The organism is Methylocystis heyeri, from assembly GCF_004802635.2.
In the GTDB taxonomy this organism is placed as follows: domain Bacteria; phylum Pseudomonadota; class Alphaproteobacteria; order Rhizobiales; family Beijerinckiaceae; genus Methylocystis; species Methylocystis heyeri.
The window spans coordinates 2,142,550-2,159,032 of the sequence record NZ_CP046052.1 but is presented as its reverse complement, the minus strand read 5'-3'; the positions used below and the strand labels follow the sequence as shown (position 1 = coordinate 2,159,032).

The 16,483-nt window shown below is 62.8% G+C and carries 18 protein-coding genes; 9 read left to right on the top strand and 9 right to left on the bottom strand.

Annotated elements, in window-relative coordinates:
- The first annotated feature begins 499 nt into the window (after nt 1–499).
- Together H2LOC_RS09835 and cobU are read left to right on the top strand one after the other, a co-directional pair.
- A complete protein-coding gene (locus H2LOC_RS09835) occupies nt 500–1,603 on the top strand; it encodes a cobalt-precorrin-5B (C(1))-methyltransferase (RefSeq protein ID WP_136496242.1) in 1,104 nt (367 codons plus the stop codon).
- Nucleotides 1,600–2,121 (top strand): bifunctional adenosylcobinamide kinase/adenosylcobinamide-phosphate guanylyltransferase, encoded by a 522-nt coding sequence (gene cobU, locus H2LOC_RS09830; RefSeq protein WP_136496241.1) that lies wholly within the window; start codon nt 1,600–1,602, stop codon nt 2,119–2,121. The genes H2LOC_RS09835 and cobU overlap by 4 nt, the downstream gene beginning before the upstream one ends.
- Before the next feature lie 99 nt (nt 2,122–2,220).
- On the opposite strand, the gene H2LOC_RS09825 is transcribed toward cobU, so the two are convergent.
- Together H2LOC_RS09825 and H2LOC_RS09820 are read right to left on the bottom strand one after the other, a co-directional pair.
- Nucleotides 2,221–2,978 (bottom strand): IS5 family transposase gene (locus H2LOC_RS09825; protein ID WP_425487330.1). Its coding sequence is split into 2 segments (ribosomal slippage): nt 2,221–2,633 and nt 2,633–2,978, totalling 759 coding nucleotides; the frame shifts between segments, so codons are not numbered across the junction.
- Between the two features lie 203 nt (nt 2,979–3,181).
- Entirely contained in the window at nt 3,182–3,646 is a 465-nt protein-coding gene (locus H2LOC_RS09820; RefSeq protein ID WP_136496239.1) for a hypothetical protein, read from the bottom strand.
- 373 nt (nt 3,647–4,019) lie between these two features.
- Here H2LOC_RS09820 and H2LOC_RS09815 point away from each other — a divergent pair, with 373 nt between their 5' ends.
- Nucleotides 4,020–4,364 carry a carboxymuconolactone decarboxylase family protein gene (locus H2LOC_RS09815; RefSeq protein WP_136496238.1) on the top strand — a complete coding sequence of 115 codons (345 nt, stop codon included), beginning with the start codon at nt 4,020–4,022 and terminating at the stop codon, nt 4,362–4,364.
- A 65-nt stretch (nt 4,365–4,429) separates the two neighbouring features.
- Here H2LOC_RS09815 and H2LOC_RS09810 read toward each other — a convergent pair whose 3' ends face one another.
- On the bottom strand, nt 4,430–4,957 hold the full coding sequence (locus H2LOC_RS09810; protein WP_136496237.1) for a DUF1993 domain-containing protein: 528 nt from the start codon (nt 4,955–4,957) through the stop codon (nt 4,430–4,432).
- 332 nt (nt 4,958–5,289) lie between these two features.
- On the bottom strand, nt 5,290–6,039 hold the full coding sequence (locus H2LOC_RS09805) for a glucose 1-dehydrogenase (RefSeq protein ID WP_136496236.1): 750 nt from the start codon (nt 6,037–6,039) through the stop codon (nt 5,290–5,292).
- Nucleotides 6,040–6,125: 86 nt separating this feature from the next.
- Here H2LOC_RS09805 and H2LOC_RS09800 point away from each other — a divergent pair, with 86 nt between their 5' ends.
- From H2LOC_RS09800 to H2LOC_RS09780, 5 genes are all read left to right on the top strand, one after another.
- On the top strand, nt 6,126–6,485 hold the full coding sequence (locus H2LOC_RS09800) for an ArsR/SmtB family transcription factor (protein WP_136496235.1): 360 nt from the start codon (nt 6,126–6,128) through the stop codon (nt 6,483–6,485).
- 217 nt (nt 6,486–6,702) lie between these two features.
- Nucleotides 6,703–7,632: a pyrroloquinoline quinone biosynthesis protein PqqB gene (pqqB, locus tag H2LOC_RS09795; RefSeq protein WP_136496234.1), complete on the top strand. Its 930-nt coding sequence runs from the start codon at nt 6,703–6,705 to the stop codon at nt 7,630–7,632.
- Nucleotides 7,629–8,402, top strand: a complete 774-nt coding sequence (pqqC, locus tag H2LOC_RS09790) for a pyrroloquinoline-quinone synthase PqqC (RefSeq protein WP_136496233.1) — start codon at nt 7,629–7,631, stop codon at nt 8,400–8,402. Before pqqB ends, pqqC begins: the two co-directional genes overlap by 4 nt.
- Nucleotides 8,403–8,404: 2 nt before the next feature.
- Nucleotides 8,405–9,847, top strand: a complete 1,443-nt coding sequence (gene pqqE / locus H2LOC_RS09785; protein WP_136497059.1) for a pyrroloquinoline quinone biosynthesis protein PqqE — start codon at nt 8,405–8,407, stop codon at nt 9,845–9,847.
- Nucleotides 9,848–9,875: 28 nt separating this feature from the next.
- Nucleotides 9,876–10,577: a hypothetical protein gene (locus tag H2LOC_RS09780; RefSeq protein ID WP_136496232.1), complete on the top strand. Its 702-nt coding sequence runs from the start codon at nt 9,876–9,878 to the stop codon at nt 10,575–10,577.
- 4 nt (nt 10,578–10,581) lie between these two features.
- Here the strand turns inward: H2LOC_RS09780 and H2LOC_RS09775 are convergent, their stop codons facing one another.
- The 3 genes from H2LOC_RS09775 to H2LOC_RS09765 all read right to left on the bottom strand — a co-directional run bounded on the left by H2LOC_RS09775 (nt 10,582) and on the right by H2LOC_RS09765 (nt 13,054).
- The gene (locus H2LOC_RS09775) at nt 10,582–11,151 is read right to left on the bottom strand and encodes a hypothetical protein (RefSeq protein WP_136496231.1); all 570 of its coding nucleotides are present in this window, start codon (nt 11,149–11,151) and stop codon (nt 10,582–10,584) included.
- A 74-nt stretch (nt 11,152–11,225) separates the two neighbouring features.
- Nucleotides 11,226–11,828, bottom strand: coding sequence for a hypothetical protein (locus H2LOC_RS09770; protein ID WP_136496230.1), 603 nt, complete (start codon nt 11,826–11,828; stop codon nt 11,226–11,228).
- Nucleotides 11,829–12,262: 434 nt separating this feature from the next.
- Nucleotides 12,263–13,054: an HAD-IIB family hydrolase gene (locus H2LOC_RS09765; protein WP_246207100.1), complete on the bottom strand. Its 792-nt coding sequence runs from the start codon at nt 13,052–13,054 to the stop codon at nt 12,263–12,265.
- Nucleotides 13,055–13,382: 328 nt separating this feature from the next.
- Here H2LOC_RS09765 and H2LOC_RS09760 point away from each other — a divergent pair, with 328 nt between their 5' ends.
- Nucleotides 13,383–13,790: a flagellar export protein FliJ gene (locus H2LOC_RS09760; RefSeq protein ID WP_136496229.1), complete on the top strand. Its 408-nt coding sequence runs from the start codon at nt 13,383–13,385 to the stop codon at nt 13,788–13,790.
- 75 nt (nt 13,791–13,865) lie between these two features.
- Here H2LOC_RS09760 and H2LOC_RS09755 read toward each other — a convergent pair whose 3' ends face one another.
- Together H2LOC_RS09755 and H2LOC_RS09750 are read right to left on the bottom strand one after the other, a co-directional pair.
- Entirely contained in the window at nt 13,866–14,468 is a 603-nt protein-coding gene (locus tag H2LOC_RS09755) for a GNAT family N-acetyltransferase (protein WP_136496228.1), read from the bottom strand.
- A 101-nt stretch (nt 14,469–14,569) separates the two neighbouring features.
- Nucleotides 14,570–15,712 (bottom strand): type III PLP-dependent enzyme, encoded by a 1,143-nt coding sequence (locus H2LOC_RS09750; protein ID WP_136496227.1) that lies wholly within the window; start codon nt 15,710–15,712, stop codon nt 14,570–14,572.
- Nucleotides 15,713–16,483 lie beyond the last annotated feature (771 nt).

The following is a 16,483-nucleotide window of genomic DNA, read 5'->3' as shown; positions in this document are numbered from 1 at the left end:
CGCCGTGCGAGATGATGGGCGCGAAGTGGATCAGCGCGAAGATGCATCCGATTCCGGCAACGACCCAGCCGAGCTGCTTCATGATGGCGGTGGTGTCTCTTTTCATTTTTTTACCTTTTATTTCGCCCGGAAAATTTCATCAGGACCGAGCGCCGGGATTCGCTCGGTTCCGAAATGACGCGCATTCCAGGAGATCGCGCAAGGACATCAGGAACGATGTCAGCGCCATCAACATGTAAATTTGACCCTGGTCAATATACAAAACGTTGAAACATTCCGCTTTGGCGGGAGACGGCGCGTTTGGGGCGCGCCTGCACGCAGGAAAGTGACGCCCGTCAGGGCTCGGATGCGGCAAGATCGGGGTGCGGGATCTCGCCGCGCCCGAGCCCCTCGTGGCCGGAGCAGTTCCCGCGGCAGCGGAAACGCACGCATTGTTATATCGTAATACGATGCAAATCAACCCCGGCGACGAGTGGGAAAACCGCTTATAAGAATCCCCATGACCCACCCACCAGAAAAACCCTTGCGCCGGGGCTGGACCACCGGCGCCTGCGCCACGGCGGCGGCGCGAGCGGCCTTCGTCGCGCTGCACCGCGGCTGCCCGCCCGATCCGGTCGAGATCGCCTTGCCGGGCGGACGCCGGGTTTCTTTTGCGCTGGCGCGTCACACGCAGGGCGATGGCTTCGCGGAGGCGGGCGTGGTCAAGGACGCCGGCGACGACCCGGACGTGACTCATGGCGCCCTCATCCTCGCCAAGGTAACTCGCAGCCCCGCAGGGACAGGCGTGACTTTCCGGGCCGGGGAGGGGGTCGGAACGGTGACGCGCCCCGGCCTGCCGCTGCCTGTTGGCGAGCCCGCGATCAACCCCGTTCCCCGCGCCATGATGCGCGAAAACCTCGCCGAGGCGGCGATGTCCCTCGGCGTCGCGCCCGACGCTGAAATTGAAATCTCGATTCCGGGCGGCGAGGAGATCGCGAAACATACGCTCAACGGCCGGCTCGGCATTGTCGGCGGGCTTTCAGTGCTGGGCACGACCGGAATCGTCGTGCCTTTTTCCTGCGCGGCATGGATCGACAGCATTCACCGCGGCGTGGACGTCGCCAGAGCCAGCGGCCTGATCCATATCGCCGGAACCACCGGCTCGACCTCCGAGGCCGCTGTGCGCGCGCTCCACGCTTTGCCCGAGGAGGCGATGGTGGAGATGGGCGACTTCGCCGGGGGATTGCTGAAATATTTGCACCGGAACCCCGTGCCGCGGGTCACCATCGGCGGCGGTTTCGCCAAATTGACCAAGCTCGCACAAGGGCGGCTCGATCTTCATTCCAGCCGCTCCAGCCTCGATATGACGCAGATGGCGCGGATGGCGCGCGAGGCCGGCGCCCATGAGGGGCTCGCCCTGCGCATCGAAATCGCCAACAGCGCGCTGGAGGCGCTGCATCTTTCTCAGGAGGCGGGCGTCGACTTGCCCGGTCTGGTCGCGCTCAGAGCCTGGCAGACCGCGGCGCGCGCGCTGGATAACCCGGGCGTCGAGCTCGAAACCATGGTGTTCGACCGCGATGGGGCCCTTCTGGCGCGCGCGGATTTTCGCAAGGCGACGGCATGAAGGAAAACCCGTTTCTGACCCTCGTCCTCGGCGGCGCCCGCTCAGGAAAAAGCGCCTATGCCGAAGGGCTGATCGTCGCCAACCCTGCGCCATGGACCTATGTCGCCACTGCGGAAATCTTCGACGAAGAAATGCGCGCGCGCATCGACAAGCACCGGGCGCGAAGGGGTGAGGATTGGCGCACGGTGGAGGCGCCGCATGAACTGCCCCGCATCGTGGCGGACGCCGAAGCCGGGCGGCCCATGCTGATCGATTGCCTCACTCTGTGGCTTTCCAACCGGCTGCTGGCGGGGGCTGATCTCGAAGCCGATCGGGCGGCTCTGGTTGCGGCGTTGGCCGCCCGCGGGGCGCCGACCGTCGCAGTCGCCTCGGAAGTCGGACTTTCGATCGTGCCTGAAAATGCGCTCGCCCGCGCCTTCCGCGATGCGGCGGGCGAACTGCATCAGGCCGTCGCGCGGGTGTCGAGCCGCGTCGCGCTCACCGTCGCGGGCTATCCGCTGATGGCCAAGGGCGGGTAGGGGCCAGGGTTTGATTGAGACGCTCAGGGCCTTGGCGGCGGCTCCACCAAGGCCCGGCTGCAAAAATTCGAGGCTTGTTCCCGTCCCTAGGGCCCAGACTCATAACCAATAGCTGACAGTGGCAGCGAGGCAAACGGCGGCGAGGAAATTGACGGCGTTTCTGTCGTAGCGCGTCGCCACGCGTCTAAAATCCTTTAAACGGCAGAACATGCGCTCGATGGCGTTGCGGTTTCGATAGAGGAGCGGCGAAAAGCAGTTCTTCCATTTGCGGTTGGCCTTGGGCGGAATATTCGGCAGTGCGCCGCCGTCCTCGATCCTACGGCGGATGGCGTTGCTGTCGTATCCCTTGTCGCCGTGGAGGACTTCGCAAGGCGGAAGATGGGCAAGAAGTTCCGCGCCCGCTGTGCAATCGGCGACGTTTCCGGCTGTGAGCATGAAAGCTATGGGTCGACATTGCGCGTCGGTCAGCGCGTGGATTTTCGTTGTGCGTCCACCGCGCGAGCGGCCGATGGCCTGATTTTTCTCCCCCCTTTGCCGCCGCTGGCCGAGCGATGCGCTTTCACCGCCGAGGAGTCGATGAGAACTTCCGTCGGCGGCCCGCCGGCTTGAGCGAGTGCATGGAACAAGTCGACCCAGACGCCCTTGGCGGCCCAACGGACATAGCGATTATAAAGTGTCTTTTTGGGCCCGTATTCCGGCGGTGCGTCGACCCAGCGCCCGCCGGATTTGAGCACTTGGACGATGCCGCTGATGACCCTGCGGTCGTCGACCCGCGCCTTGCCGCGCGTGTCAGTGGGAAGATGTGGCGCAATCTTCGAAAACTGCGCATCTGTCAGCCAGAATTGATCGGGAATCATCGGCGCTTCCTTTCGGAAGCCCTGAATCACAACCCGCTCTTTACGCCAAGCACTTTATGGGTCTGGACCCTAATACGGCGCCGTCGGCGTGCACTCGGGGTTTGAGCATCGGGGTTTATAGGCATAGGGAATCATCGCGGCGACAAACAACCCGATCCCCAAAGCGACGATTGCCAGGCGGTAATTCACGGCGACCTCTCTTCTCAATCGAACATCAGTTGAGTCGTCGTCACCGCGCGATCGAACCAGGCCACGGGTTCGTAGCAATATCCGTTCGTCGCGACCGGCGCGTCCTGGCATTGCGCCGTTCTTTCGCTCCAATTGTAGCCGGCGGTCCGCATGCAGGCGACAATCTGCCGCGAAATCACGCCGCTGCCGGCGCCGCGGGCTTCAGGATGCGCCGATTCGCTTGTGAGTTCGCATTGCGAGGCGCGCTGCATTTGCCCTTTGAGAAAGGATGTGTTGCTCGAGCCGGTGAAATGCACGCCGATGCCTGCGACGAACATGAAGCCTGCCGCGGCGAACACGACGCCGAGAGAAAGCCGGTGCCGACTCTCCATCAGCACGGGGTTGCTGCGCATGAAGCCGACGCCGCCTGCGACGACCATGACAAAGCCGAGCGCAAAGAGGGCGATCATCTCTATGACAGTAAGGTCAGGTATATTCATGTTTTTCTCCACGACAGAGCCGCACCCCTAAGTCAAACAAATGACGGGCGGTGTGCTATACGCTGGGTCTGTTTGCTATCGGCCGGAATGAACCGATGGGGCTGTGTCGTAAAATCACATTCTCATATTAAAGTGTCTGTGACTTTGTATCCTTCATCGGGCAATTTTAATTTCTGCGAGCGCTGCCTTAAGTATTGCTGAGCTGAAGCCTCTCGACGCTTTTCGCCACTCTCGTCCAGAGGGCCCGCGCGTAGCGGGCGTCTCGAAGGGCGAGGGCAAGAGTTGTGAACCGGACTGCCTACGCCCTTCGAGGCGGCCTCTGCGGGGCCTTCTCAGGGTGAGAAAGTCCTTTATCGACCCGGAGAACAGGATAATGGCCGAAGAACCCAAGAACGCGCGCAAATCTTTCGGCGACATTGCGCCTCATCTTGCGGACATCACCGATGAGGTGCTGTTCGGAGATGTCTGGCGAGATGCGGCCCTGAGCCCGCGCGATCGCAGCCTGGTGACGGTCGCCAGCCTGATCTCGCTCTATCGCGTCAATGAAATGCCCTTCCATTTCAGGAAAGCGGTGGAGAATGGTCTCACCCGCGACGAGATCATCGGCGCGATCACGCATCTTGCTTTCTACGCCGGCTGGCCGCCCGCGATGACCGCGCTCAAGATCGCGCGGAAAGTCTTCGAGGAAATGGATCATACGGCTTCCCCCTCGTCCTGAGGGCCCGCGCAGCGGGCGTCTCGAAGGACGAGGGCGCGACTTGGGGCCGAAGGCGTCAGTTGAAGTTACGAGACAGGCTCCAGCGGGATAGCTCCAAGAAAGTCCCGCTTTCCGATCTCGACGCCGTTGTGACGCAGAATCGCATAGGCCGCCGTAAGGTGGAAATAGAAGTTCGGCAGCAGATATTGAGCGAGATAGGCGTCGCCCTTCATCCGCCCCTTCGCGTTCGGGCCCATCGCAAAGACGATCTCTCGATCTTCCGATGCGTCGATCGCTTTGGGGTCGAGCGTTTCGAGATAGTTTATCGTCGCGTCGACGCGGGTCTTCAACTGCGCGAGGCTTGTCTCGGTGTCGTCGTAACGCGGAGGTTCCACGCCAGCGAGGCGAGAGGCGCCGTTCTTGGCGTGATCGGTCGCGATCTGCACCTGACGGACGAAGGCGAACATGTCGGGAGCGAGGCGCAGCTGAAGGAGAGTTGCGTCTTCTATTTTCTTCGTTGCGCAGAACGCCGCCGCCTTGTCGAGCAGTGACGACAAGACGCCGAGGCTGGTTTTCAGCGCGGGCAGCGAAGCGCGGGACATCGAATATGACATTGAATTATCCTTATTATCGTGACTAAGGGAGTTGCACATTTATCCCGAGAGCCGTCATGGCCGGGCTTGTCCCGGCCATCCACTCCGGGACATTGGAGTTTCTTGCGAAGTTGCGCGTCGCTCCGCAGTTGTAGCGATCGCCTGGCCAAAGATCAGGCGAGAGCGCCGTTGCGCAAAACACGAAAGCTTGCAGGCGCACTCCCAAGATTTCTCGGCTGCTTGGCGTGGATGACCGGGACAAGCCCGGTCATGACGAGTCTGGCGCCTTTCGAGAAGTGTGCATTTGGGAGATTATTGGGCAGAGGCGTTCAAAGGGTCCGAAGGGCGCGGCACTAAACGGCGACCATGCCGCCATCGACGAAAATCTCTGCGCCGGCGATATAGCTTGAATCCTCAGACGCCAGGAATAGAGCCACTTTGGCGATTTCTTCCGGCTTGCCGAAGCGGCCGAGCGGAACCTGTTCGGAAATGCTCGCGCCAAACTCGTCGATCTGGCTTTCCGACAAGCCCATCTTTCCGAATATCGGCGTTTCGATAGGGCCTGGACTAATGACATTCACGCGAATTTTGCGGTTCTTCAACTCCGTCGTCCATGTCCGGGCGAATGAACGAACAGCCGCCTTCGTCGCCGAATAGACACCGAACCCGGCCATCCCCTTGGTGTTCGCGATCGACGAATTGATGATGATCGCGCCGCCGGCGCTGAGTAGCGGCAAAGCCTTTTGGACCGTGAACAGCAGCCCCTTCACATTGATGTCGAACTGTTTGTCGAAATGCGCTTCGGTAACGCCTTCGAGCGGCGCGAGTTCCACAAGGCCCGCGTTTGCGAACAGGACGTCGACCCGGCCGAATTTCTGTTTCACCTCGGCATAGAGTCGGTCGAGATCGTCGAGCTGCGATACGTCGCCCTGAATCGCCAGGGCTCCATGACCAATCTCCGTGCGAGCCGCATCCAATTCGGCTTTGCGGCGGCCCGTGATTACGACCTGCGCCCCTTCGGCGGCGAAGAGCTTGGCCGCGGCGAGGCCGATGCCGCTGTTGCCGCCTGTCACGATTGCAATTCTTCCAGATAGCTTGCCCATCTCGATGTCCTCGGTGTGCGGTTATTCCGTAGTTCAATACTAATGAACTAATGCGCGAAATGTCAATCTGTGCGATATTCGGCAAAATGAGACCCATGCCCCACCCCAAGCTGGATGAAATTACCGTCGAAGGCATTCTCCACGCCCTGTCGGACCCGATCCGCCTCGAGATTTACGCGCAGCTCGCCGCCGCCGAATGCGGCAAGAACTGTTCGGCCTTCGCTCACGTCAGAAATGGGGCGCTGCCAAAATCCACGCTTTCCCAGCATTTCCGCATTCTGCGGGAAGCCGGCTTGATCCGTAGCGAGCGCAAGGGCGTCGAGCTCATCAGTTCGACCCGTTGCGCCGAGCTGAAAGACCGCTTCGGCCCCATGATCCGGGCGATCATCGACGCCTATGAGATGCAGCGCGTCCCCGACAAGGCTTGCGGCGGGGCCGGTTCCTGATCGAGGAAAAGCCCGGCTAGCGGGCGCAGCGCTCGTCAAGGCGATCGCAAGGGGCTACGACCCGGATCAGCATGGCGCGCCCTCACCAATCTCACCATATCTTCCGGCGCGGAAATGACGCACTTGCGCCGGGGCGCCGCGCCTGTGCATATTGCCCGCCAACCAAAACAAATCGAGGGAGGCCGGCGGGGCTTACGCCTCAAGCCGCGCTAACAGGATGCGCATCAGAATCTTAGGCTCGGGCGCCGGCGGCGGCTTCCCGCAATGGAACTGCAACTGCGCCAATTGCCGCGCCGTGCGCGCGGGCGCCGCGAACTTTTCGCGCCGCACACAATCCTCTTTGGCGGTGAGCGCCAACGGGCGCGATTGGGTTCTCCTCAACGCTTCGCCGGACCTGCGCGAACAGATCGCCCACGCCCCCGAGCTTTCGCCATCGAGCGACGATCCCGTGCGCGCCAGCCCGATCAAGGCCGCCGTGCTCACCAACGGCGACGTCGACCATGTCGCCGGCCTGCTCAATCTGCGCGAGGCCCAACCGCTCTCGGTCTATGGCGCAAGGCGGGTGCTGGACGTGCTGGCGGGCAACCGGATCTTCGACGTGCTGGCGAAATCCGTGGTCGAACGCGAGGAACTGCCGCTACGCGCGCCGGTGGCGCTCAAAGGGGCGGGCGTCGATCTCGGCCTCAGCGTCGAGGCTTTTCCGGTTCCGGGCAAGATCGCGCTCTGGCTCGAGGACGCGATGGCCGCCGATTACGGCAGCAAGGAAGGCGACACGCTCGGCGTCAAGATCACCGAGACCGCCAGCGGCAAGTCCTTCTTCTATGTGCCGGGCTGCGCCAATATCGACGAGGACCTCGCAGGCCGCCTGCGCGACGCGGAGCTGGTCTTCTTCGACGGCACGCTGTGGCACGAATATGAGATGATCGAGCAGGGCCTGCTCGGCAAAACCGGCTCGCGCATGGGCCATGTCAACATGAGCGGCGAAGACGGCTCGATCAAGGCGTTCTCAAAGCTGAACGTCGCCCGCAAGATCTACGTTCACATCAATAATTCGAACCCGGTGCTCGACGCCGACTCCAAAGAGCGGGGCGAGGCCAACGCCGCCGGCTGGGAGATCGGCGAAGACGGAATGGAGGTCGCCCTATGAACGACGTCATCGAATCGCACGCCTTTCTCAACGAAGCTCCGCTGTCCAAGCAAGATTTCGAGGCCGCGATCCGCGCCGTCGGCGCCGAGCGTTATCACGACAAGCATCCGTTCCATAAGCTGCTGCACGGCGGCAAGCTGAACAAGGACCAGGTGCGCGCCTGGGCGTTGAACCGCTACTGCTATCAGGAGGCTGTGCCGCGCAAGGACGCGGCCTTCATGAGCCGGGCCCATGACCGCGAATTGCGGCGCGAATGGATCCACCGCATCCACGACCACGACGGCCTCGGCGACGAGGCGGGAGGCATCGAGCGCTGGCTGGTGCTCACCGACGGGCTCGGCCTGCCGCGCGATTATGTGATCTCGCGTCGCGGCGCGCTGCCCGCCACCAAATTCGCGGTCGAGGCCTATGTGCGCTATGTCGTCGAGCAGCCGCTGGTGGTCGCGGTGGCGTCCTCGCTCACCGAGCTGTTCGCGCCCGCCATCCATCGCGAGCGCATCGCCGGAATGCTGGAGAATTACGATTTCGTCGACGATCATGTGATGGCCTATTTCAAGCGGCGTCTTTCGCAGGCCCCGCGCGACGCCGACTTCGCGCTGGAATATATCAAGCAGAATGCGCTGAGCCGTCCCGAGCAGGAGGCCTGCATCGAGGCGGTGCGCTTCAAATGCGACGTGCTGTGGGCGCAACTCGACGCGCTGCATCACGCCTATGTGACGCCGGGCGTCATTCCGCCGGGCGCCTATCAGCCGGGACAGAGTTTTCCGTGAGCATGGCTGAGGTTCGGACGCGTTTCGTCGTCGGGCCGCAGTCGCGGCCGGCCTTCACGCGCTATTCGCGTCTGCATCAGGACCGCGTGCGCGATCGCTTCGTCGTTCTCGCGCCGGAGCGCGCCTATGAGATCGACGCCATTTCGCTCGCGGTGCTGAGCCTGATCGACGGCGAAAAAAGCGTCGCGCAGATCGCCGCCCAGCTCGCCGCGCAATATGGCGCGCCGCAGGACGTGGTCTTGCGCGACGTCACCGCGCTGCTGCAGGGGCTTGCGGACAAATGCCTGCTGCGCGACGGGACGGACGCCTTCTCGCCGCCGCCACTTTCCTCGGTCGCGCAGTCCTATGCGCCTTTTTCCGGCGGTCCGGCGGGACTGCTGGCTGAACTCACCCATCGCTGCCCGCTGCAATGTCCCTATTGCTCCAATCCGTTGGAGCTGGAACGCCCCAATGTGGAGCTGACAGCGCAGGAATGGGGCGAGACCTTCCGCCGCTCCGCCGCCGCCGGCGCATTGCAGCTGCATCTTTCCGGCGGAGAGCCGACGCTGCGGCGGGATCTGGAGGAAATCCTCCAATATGCGGTGGAGGCGGGGCTCTACAGCAATCTCGTGACCTCCGCTGTCATGCTCACGCGCGAGCGGCTCGAAACGCTGGCGAATATCGGCCTCGACCATGTGCAGGTCTCGATCCAGGACGTCGTTCCCGAGAGCGCCGATTACATCAGCGCCTTCGAGGGCGGGGTGGCGAAGAAGCGCGACGTGGCGGGGTGGACGCGGGAGCTCGGCATGGGCCTCACCATCAATGCGCCCATGCACCGCCAGAACATCGACCATCTGCCGCAGATCATCGATTTTGCGGTCGAAGTCGGCGCCCAGCGCATCGAGGTGGCGCATATCCAATATTACGCCTGGGCCGAAAAAAACCGGGCGGCGCTGATTCCGACGCGCGAAAAATTCATGGAGAGCGTGAAGGTCGTCGAGGAGGCGAAGGCGCGGCTGAAGGGCGTGCTGAATTTCGATTTCGTCATTCATGATCATTACGCCACAAGGCCGAAAACATGCACCGGCGGCTGGGGCCGCTCCATCGTCGTGGTGACGCCCTCGGGCAGGGCGCTGCCCTGCCACGCCGCGCAGACGCTGCCCGGCCTCGTCTTCGACGACGTGCGCAAGCGCGACCTCGCCGACATCTGGCGCAATGGGGCGGCCTTCAACGCCTTCCGCGGAACCGAATGGATGAAGGAGCCCTGCGTCTCCTGCGACCGCCGCGAGATTGACCTCGGCGGATGCCGTTGCCAAGCCATGGCGGTTGCGGGCGATCCCGCGGCGACCGATCCCGCCTGTCATCTCTCGCCCGATCACGCGCGCTTTGCGGCCCTCGCCGAAACCGAGGCCCATGTCGCTCCGCCGGCTTTCATCTTCCGGCGCATGGGCGGGGCGGGAGCCTGAGCGGGTATTTTAGTCGGCGGAGAAGGATTTGTCTCGAAGCGGAAAGCGCATCGCCGCCGCCTGTCTTTTTCTTGTCGGGGGCGTATTTGCGTGGCTGGCCTGTAACGGCGGCGCGTATTTGGTCGACATCACGCAGCAGGAGGCTCAGGAGCGCATCGATGCGGCTCTGAGACAAAGAGCGGCGGAATCGAAGAACATCGACGTCGAGTCGGTAAAGGTGCGCTTCGCGGACAATCAGATCGGGATCGACGCCAGAGTTGCGGCGCGTTTCAAAGGCCGGACCATTACGGCCGAGTTTGAGGGATGGGGCGCGCCGATCTATCGCGACGGCGCATTTTATTTTCATCCCACCTCGCCGGTCCGCCTCCTGGACGTGGGGATCGAAAAACCCGACGGCGCGAAATCCTCTGGGCTGAAGCAAAGAATAGAAAAATTCGCCGCCGAGCACGGCCTCGATGAAGTGGCCGAGTCCGTCAAGGCGGAGTTCCGGCAGTGGGCGAGCGCGGCGGCGCAAAAAACCGTGGAGAAAGCCTTCTCCCTGAAGCCGATTTATGTCCTCAAGGACAATGCCAAAGGCGTCGTGATTAAAGCGGCGCTGGAGAAGGTCGATGTCGTCGGCGACAGGCTGGAGATTACGCTGTCGCTCGTTCAGTTCGGCTATGCGATGGGTATTTCAGCCGCCTGCCTGCTGGCGGCGGTCGCTTTGGGTTTCTTGTCGTTCGGCCGCTGATGGCTCACCGCGCCGGCTGCGGCCAGCCACGGACGAGGCGGGCGCGCACGATGAGGTCGGACCATTCCGGGGCGGTGTAGCCATGGCCGGCCTGCGGCGTGGGCTCCGCCTGCTTTTTGGCGCAGATGTCCGGATCGGCGCCGGGCTTTGGCCCATCCACATAGAAATAGATCACGTTCATCTTCAGCACCGAGCGCTGCTGGTTCAGCACGGTCCCGCGCTTATGGACGTAAACGCCCCATTGGGTCGGATTGGCGGCCCCGAGCTGCGGGGGCTTGAAGCCATAGGCGAAGTCGCCCTCGCCCTGGATGAGATCGAAGCGGATGTAGCAGAGCTTGCCGGTCGGGGCCGGCTGCGCCACCAGCTCGCGGGTGGTGACGACATCCTGATTATTGTAGCCGACATTGTAATCCACCGGAAAATGCCACACGTCGATCTTTTCGAACGACTGCAGCAATTGGGCTTCGTCGGGGTCTCGAGCCTCTTCGGCGCGCGCGCCGGTCGCGGCAGTCGCGATGAGGCCGGCTAGAGCGGCTGATTTCAACGCGGAAGAAAAAATAGACTGAATGTTCATGGAGATCGGCCCGTTCAAAATCGATCCGGCTGAGCGCCGGATCGAAGCTAACAGTCTTGGCTTTCGGGCGGCGTTCAGGCCGCGCTCGGCGCGTCGAGATGGCTCGGTTTGGCTTTGCCGCGTCCGAGCATATACCATAGGAACCCGCACAGCGCCGTAAAGCCCACGCCGTACAAAATGTAATCTATGTAAGCCATGAAGGTGAACACGCCCACCGTAAAGGGAAAGCGTGAAACCCACTGGTTTCCGAGATCATCCGCCACCGTCACGATGCCGACGTAACGCCCCGCGTCCTTGAAGTTGTGTTCGAATGTCATGATCCCATTGGGATAGACCTTCGGCGGGTAGTAGGCGACCGTCGCGGCGTCGAGGTTCTGTTTCTCCTTTTCTTCTCCGACATCCTTCACTACGCGGACGCCGATCGCCATGTCGCGCAGGTCGGGCGAGATGGCCGAAAGCGCAATCACGGTCGGACCCGTGCGCGCAATGTCTTCGCAGAACTCTTCCTCTTCGCCTTCGCGTTGATAACCGATAAAATGCATGGTGCTCGGCCCGATCTTGAGGACGCATGTGTCCTGCTCGAGCTTGACGCCGCCATGCGCGGAGGCATTTGTCGCAGCGAGCGGCGCGAACAGCGCCGCTGCAAGCATAGCCGCTAGAAATCTACTGAGCTTCATTTAGCCCTCCTGCGCGTGAATTCGCCCTATGAAAGGTTTCGCGCGTTCCTGATCTTCAGGTGGGCGGCAGCTTGTCTCTTTTTAAGATGGCGTTATGCCGCTCTTGAATCTTTTATTTTGATGACGGCGCCGGTTGCAGGGCTTGAAAATCGCGATTGCGTGACAAAAGGGGGGTGTAAACTTCCTGTCGTCAAGAGCGTCGGGGCGGGGGACGCTTTCTCTCTCCGCGAGGCTCGATCAAAAAATCGTGAACGGGCTGATCTGCCCCGGCAGGGACCGCACGGGGCCGTTCGCGCCATATTGGAGCCGCCATTTGCCAAAGCTGTTGCAATCTCATTGCTTGCATTACTCAGAATGGACGATCGCCGTCTGGTTCGTAATCAAATGCGAACGCTGATCCGGACGACATCATTCGCGGCGCAGCGGGTTCACGTTCAAAAGGCCCGCGAAGCGATGACGGCGTCCGCGATCTCGACGAATCCCGCCCCGCCCGGACCGCGCGTGATCCACCGCGGCGGCGCCGGGAGCTGGTCGAGATATTGGACCACCGTGCTGACGCCCACGCTGTGCTCGAAAAAGGAGAACATGGGCGCGTCGTTCGTCGAATCGCCCGAGTACAGGACAGCCCCAGGATCGGTCTCGATATCGAGACCATAGTGGTCGCGCAGAACCCGCCGGCTCATCGCGAGCTTGTCGTAACCGCCGAGCCAGCCGAGCACCCAAAGGTTGTTGACCGTCGTATCCGCCGGGGCCTCGCGCAATGCGCCGAGGATCGCCTCCTGCTCGGCTTGATTTTGCGGGCGGGCGAAGGCGAGGCTTGTCAGGCGGAATGGCTGATCTTGCGCAAAGGAGGCCGAAGGCGCGGCTTTGCGCACTTGTTCGCCGATCTTCGTCAGGCGCTCCCAAACGACCGCACGATCCTGGTCGTCATCATGCCAGAAATGCCTCTCGACGCCGTGGCCGTCGCCGCTTCTTTGAAAAAAGAGGCCGCCATTCTCGCCGATCACGCCGTCCACGGGCCACATGCGCGCCATCTGATCGCACCAGCCCGCCGGTGCGCCGGTGACGGGGATGACCTTCACGCCGGCGGTCTGCAATCGCTCGAGCGCCGCATAGGCGTTCGCCGCCAGCCTTCCCTGGTGGGTCAGCGTCTCGTCCATGTCGGTGAGGACAAAACGCACATCGCGGAAAGTGGAAAGCTCGGCGTTCTCCAGCGGCTTCATCATACATATCCTCCGATGGGCTGAATTTTTCGCGTCTGGAGCTTCGCGCCGAGACGTTCGGAAAACCCTCTAAAAATCGACCCTTTACCCTCTCCCTCCGCCAAAAACCATCTCTACAAATTTCCCGGTCGCGGAACGCTGTACAGCGCCGAAAACCCCGTGTCTTCAGGGCTCGCCGGTCCATCATGGTTAAGGCGCGCGGCGATCGTCGTGAATTTTTCGAAACCGGGTAACCAACGAGCAACCTCCTTTCGCCATAATCGCAACCGTCTCGCGAATTGGAGGAACGGTCCTATTGGGCGCCTGCGCCCGGCGTATTGGAGTGTATGGAATGAAGTCGCGGGATACATTGATGCGTCTGAAAAAGTTCCAGGCGGAGGAAAAACGGCGACGCGTCGCGCAACTGCAGACGATGATAGCCGAGTTCGCTCGAATGACGGGCGATCTCGACCGCGAGATCGAGCTGGAGGAAAAACGCGCGAACATCACCGATCCGGCGCATTTCGCCTATCCGACCTATGCCCGCGCCGCTCGCGTGCGGCGCGACAACCTCCAGCTTTCGCTGAACGAATTGCGCGGCAAGCTCGAAGCCGCGCAGGAGGAGGCCAAGGAGGCCGGCGACGAACTCGCCAAGGCGCAGAATCAGGAAGCGCGCGACCATGCCGCCGAGCGCATGGTCGATGTCGTGGCGGAGCGCCGCAGCGCCACCTTTGCGGGCGAAGCTTTCCGTCGCGCCTGAAGTCGAGCGCATGATCAGATCAAGCCCGGTCTTTTTGTAAAAAAGGGCCGGGCTTTCCGCGTGCGAACGCCCCTGTCACGCGGCGCGGGGCAGGGCGCATTCCGGCGCAGCCGGGGCCGCCGCGCTGACGCGGCCATGAGCGTCTTTCAGCGCTCCAGGCGCAAGCTCGAGCCCGAGGAAACGCGCGGGATCGACCCAGCCCGGCATGGTCAGGCCTTCGGCGAGGCGCCGCTCGAAGCCGAAGCGGGCGTAATAAGGCTCGTCGCCCACCAGCAATATGGCGCGGTGGTTGCGCGCCTTCGCCCGCGACAGCGCGCTCCGGATCATGGCGGCGCCGAGCCCGAGCGACTGGCGATCCTGCGCCACCGCGAGGGGCCCCAGCAGCAGCGCGGGGCGGCCCGCACCGGCCCGCACCGGCCACAGCCGCAGCGTGGCGATCAGCCGCTCGCCCTCATGCGCCGAAAGCGCCAATCCGCGGGCGGGCAGGCGTCCCGCGCGCAGCCGCTCGCAGGTCTTGAGAAAACGCGCCGGCCCGAAAGCCGCGTCGAGCAGGGCTTCCCTTGCCTCGACGTCCGCTGGCGTTTCTTCCCCGATGACGAAGCCGGGATGGCGCGCGAATGCGGCGCCGAAAGGGACCGCTACGGCGTCGTCGAATGCGATGGCGGAAACAAAGGTCATGGCTGCCTCCAGGAGAAGACGAGCAGACCCTCGCGCCGACGCTCCAGCGACGAAGAATCGCGTGGAGCGCGGCCGGACGGGACTATTCTGGTCGAGCGTTTTTAGATGACGAAGGATTCGAGCGGCGCGAAGCCGTTGAAGCAGATCGAGGAATAGGTCGTCGTATAGGCGCCTGTTCCCTCGATCAGCACCTTGGAGCCGATCTCCAGACTGATCGGAAGGTGATAGGGGGCTTTCTCGTAGAGCACGTCGATGGAGTCGCAGCTCGGTCCGGCGATGACGCAGGGACCGGTGGCGTCGCCGTCGGCCCTGGTGCGGATCGGATAACGGATCATCTCGTCGGTGGTCTCGGCCAGTCCGTTGAACTTGCCGATGTCGAGATAGACCCAGCGCACGGAATCGTCCTGCGACTTCTTCGAGATCAGCACCACTTCGGCCTCGATCAACCCGGCGTTGCCGACCATGCCGCGACCCGGCTCGATGATGGTCTCCGGAATGCGGTTGCCGAAATGTTTGGAGAGGGCGCTGAAGATCGCCGCGCCATAGGTTTTCACCGCGGGCACGTCGTTCAGATATTTGGTCGGGAAGCCGCCGCCCAGATTGACCATCTGAAGCTGGATTCCGCGCTCCGACAGCTCGCGGAAGATGGCCGCCGCCGATTTCAGCGCGCCGTCCCACATGCGCGGATTGCGCTGCTGCGAGCCGACATGGAACGAGACGCCGTAGGCGACGAGGCCGAGGCGATGCGCATGCTCCAGCACGCCCGCCGCCATTTCCGGAGCGCAGCCGAATTTGCGCGAGAGGGGCCATTCGGCGCCTTCGCCGTCGCAAAGGATGCGGCAGAAGACTTTGGCTCCCGGCGCGGCGCGGGCTATTTTTTCGACTTCCGCCTCGCAGTCGACCGCAAAGAGACGCACGCCGAGCTCGAACGCGCGCTGGATGTCGCGCTCTTTCTTGATCGTATTGCCGAAGCTGATGCGATCTGAGCTTGCGCCCGCGGCCAGCGACATCTCGATTTCGGGAACCGAAGCCGTATCGAAGCAGGAGCCGAGCTTCGCCAGCAGGGACAGCACCTGCGGCGCCGGATTTGCTTTCACGGCGTAGAAGACGCGCGTGTCCGGCAGCGCCTTGGCGAAGGCGCGGTAATTGTCCCGCACCACGTCGAGGTCGACGACGAGGCAGGGGCCGTTGTCGCGGCCCTCGAGGCGTCGGGCGCGCAGAAATTCCTGGATACGATCGGTCATCGCGGCATCCCCTACGAAGGGCGCGGTTCGGCGCGCCGAATTAAGGACTTCGACGGACAGCCGACCGCCTTCGCCCGCGCGCGATGGAGACGCGACGAGCGTTGGTCAATCAGCGATCCTGAGATCGCCGCCGCGCAGCCAAGCGCGTCAGGCGATCCGGTGATGCGCCGTTGGCGTTCCTGTGACGACGAACATGCGCGCAACGCGCATGGCGGTCGCTTGGGAAAGCCTCGTTTGGAAGGGGAAAGACCCGATCCGCACGCCCGGCAAGAAAGACAAGCCTCTTCGGTAAGCCAGCCTTTGGAGGGCTGACAGAGACGAAAAAGCCCGGTCCGTCGTTGCTTTAAGTCGCGATCCTCCGCAGAGACGGAGTTCGCCGGTTCGCCTCCGGCTGCCGGTTCTTCACCGATGGTTTACCGGCCTCTTGTCCGGATCCCCACCGACCGACACACGACCACAGGCACGTGCGATTTGGGCAAAACGTAGATACGCGCTTTTCGATTTATGACAAGCGCTTTTTTGGAACTTCGCGTAATTTTTCGGCGCCCCGGCGCCTATGCCGCGTGCTGGATCGGGGCGGGCCGGTTTCGGCGGCGGCGCCCGGCGGCGGGGCTGCTTCTCGGCGGCGCCCAAAATTCTCCTTGAAAATACTGTCTCTGCCCCTGTGCTGGCGGCGCTTTCGTCTTGCCACTTAGGGCGAAGCCGGCTAGGCAGGTTCGCGAGTTTCCGGGCGGCGCCTCGGTCGCCCCGGATCTTCGTTGAAAACCGCCG